This window comes from Bacteroidota bacterium (genome assembly GCA_034723125.1).
Taxonomy (GTDB): Bacteria; Bacteroidota; Bacteroidia; order CAILMK01; family JAAYUY01; genus JAYEOP01.
Genome location: JAYEOP010000319.1, coordinates 1 through 2,677, shown reverse-complemented (window position 1 = coordinate 2,677; position 2,677 = coordinate 1). Strand labels below are relative to the sequence as shown.

Sequence of the window (2,677 nt, the reverse complement as noted above, 5' to 3'; positions counted from 1 at the left end):
AACATGAAATAAAAACTATTATTTTAGACACAATTTACTGAATTAACATGAAAGAAAAACTATTATTTTAGACAGGATTTACAAGATTAACATGAAAGAAAAACCTGTAAATCCTGTCTAATAAAAACTTGTAAATTATGATAAAGTAGAAACCTAAAAACAAACATTATGATAAATAACGACTTAACAAAAGAAATTATCGCCTGTGCCTACAAAGTCCACAATACACTTGGTCCCGGATTTTTAGAAAAAGTATATGAAAATGCAATGATGATTGAGCTTAAGAAAGCTGGTTTAAAAGCAAAGCAACAATTCAACATACCAGTATTTTATGATCACACACTTATTGGTGACTTTTTTGCCGACATCATAGTAGAAGATAAAGTGATATTAGAACTTAAAGCTATTGAGAATTTGATAAAAATTCACGAAGTGATATTAGTAAATTACCTTCAAGGAACAGGAAACGAAATTGGACTTCTGATAAACTTTGGAAGCTCAGTAGAAGTAAAAAGAAAATATAAAGATTACATCAAGAAAAAGCAATAATAAGAGAATCCTGTTTACCATGTCAAAAATCAATATTTCAGACAGAATTTTAAAATTAACATAAAAAAAAGCATCATGTTAATCATGTAAATCCTGTCTAATAAATAAACCTGTAAATCATGTAAATCCTGTCTAATAAATAAACCTGTAAATCATGTAAATCCTGTCTAAAAATAAACCTGTTAATCCTGTTAATCCTGTCTAAAACAAAACTATAAATCATGTCATAAAATTATGAAAAAGACTTATTATTTATTCAATCCCGGAAGATTATCACGAAAAGATAACACCTTAAAATTTATTCCTGTCGATAAAGAAGGTAAAGAACAAAAACCAAAATACTTACCCGTTGAAAATGTTGAAGATTTATACATTTTCGGTTCTTTGGATGCAAACAGTAGCTTTTATAACTTCTTGGGCAAAAATCAAATTAGCGTACACTTTTTTGATTATTACGAAAATTACACAGGTTCGTTTATGCCAAAAGACCAGTTACTTGCAGGTAAAGTTATTTTATCACAAACAAAACATTATCAAAACAAAAACAAAAGAATAATAATTGCTCGAAAATTTATTGAAAGTGCTTCTTATAACATGCTCAAAAACCTCAAATATTACAACAACAGAGGTAAAGACCTTGAATCAATAATAAATTCCATTCAACAACTTCAATTAAGTATTCCCAAAACAAAACGAATTGATGAACTTATGGGAATAGAAGGAAATATAAGACGATACTACTACCAAGCCTTTGATTTGATAATCAATGATTTTAAAATGGGAACAAGAACTAAACAACCGCCACTTAACGAAGTAAATGCCCTAATTTCTTTTGGTAACATGATGTGCTATGCCGAATGCCTACGTTCAATAAATAAAACTCAACTTAACCCTACAATAAGCTATCTTCATGAACCCGGAGAAAGAAGATATTCACTCGCACTTGATATCGCAGAAATTTTTAAACCTATTATTGTTGATAGAGTAATTTTTAAAGTATTAAACAAAAAAGAAATTACTATTAATGACTTTGATAAAAAACTCAATAAAATACTTTTAAAAGATAAAGGAAAAAAAACATTTATTAAAGCCTTGGAAAACAAATACAATGAAACCATAAAACACAGAACATTAAACAAAAGCGTAAGCTATAAACACTTAATAAAACTTGAATGCTATAAACTTTTAAAACATCTTTTAGAAATTGAAGAATACAAACCTTTAAAAATGTGGTGGTAGTATTCAAGAGTGAAAAATGGAAAATAAAGAAAATGAATTTTAATGAAGATTTGAGAAAAAAACAAAACAGTTTGCCTTACGAATTATTAAAAAATGAAACTGAAGAATTAGTAAAATTATTTTCAAACTATAGAAAAAAAATGAAAACACCACACTTTTTATTTTATTGCCACGAATACACTAATAAAAATAGAAGATAAAGAATTAAAAAAAGTCAATTCAATTAAATCAATGGTTACCTTTTCACTTTTAAATTTTCACTCTTAACTTTTAAATTTTCACTCATGTATGTAATTCTTGTGTACGACATCAACGTAAAAAGAGTAGGCAAAATGCTTAAATTATGTCGAAGATATTTAAATTGGATTCAAAACTCTGTTTTTGAAGGCGAACTTACAGAAGGCAAATTAAAATCGCTAATAGCAAATGCAGAAAATATTATGAAAAAGGAAGAAGACAGTTTAATAATTTTTAAAAGCCGTAATGAAAAATGGCTTGAAAAAGAGGTAATAGGGAAAGATAAAAACCCATTAGATAATTTTTTGTAGAAAAATAATTCATTAAAAAGTTGTCGTTCTGCAAGATTATTGTAAATTTACACTGCTTAAAATAATAGAATTACGAGCAATCGTTCTTTTATTTACTGATAATCTTCACATTAAATCAAGTCGTCAGACTACGGTATAAAGTACCGAATTAGCGACCGACAACTTTAATAAATTTTTACAACACAAAAACAAGCTAATAACATAAGAATAAGTAATTTTTTCTTATTTTTGCAACGTCTTTTAATCGCACCAAACTGGAATTGAAATTTTGATAATATTGTATAGCCTTTTTTTGTGTTGGTTCTTTTAATCGCACCAAACTGGAATTGAAATGGGGATTG

General features: G+C 27.3%; 4 protein-coding genes. All 4 read left to right on the top strand.

All coding sequences use genetic code 11. From position 1 onward, the window contains the following. Positions 1-168 precede the first annotated feature (168 nt). The 4 genes from U9R42_08975 (at position 169) to cas2 (ending at position 2,336) form a co-directional block, all read left to right on the top strand. Positions 169-549 (top strand): GxxExxY protein, encoded by a 381-nt coding sequence (locus U9R42_08975; protein MEA3496151.1) that lies wholly within the window; start codon positions 169-171, stop codon positions 547-549. 234 nt (positions 550-783) lie between these two features. After that, positions 784-1,788 (top strand): type I-B CRISPR-associated endonuclease Cas1b, encoded by a 1,005-nt coding sequence (gene cas1b / locus U9R42_08970; GenBank protein MEA3496150.1) that lies wholly within the window; start codon positions 784-786, stop codon positions 1,786-1,788. Positions 1,789-1,820: 32 nt separating this feature from the next. Next, positions 1,821-1,988, top strand: coding sequence for a hypothetical protein (locus U9R42_08965; protein MEA3496149.1), 168 nt, complete (start codon positions 1,821-1,823; stop codon positions 1,986-1,988). 84 nt (positions 1,989-2,072) lie between these two features. Next, positions 2,073-2,336 carry a CRISPR-associated endonuclease Cas2 gene (gene cas2 / locus U9R42_08960; protein ID MEA3496148.1) on the top strand — a complete coding sequence of 88 codons (264 nt, stop codon included), beginning with the start codon at positions 2,073-2,075 and terminating at the stop codon, positions 2,334-2,336. Positions 2,337-2,677: the final 341 nt, after the last annotated feature.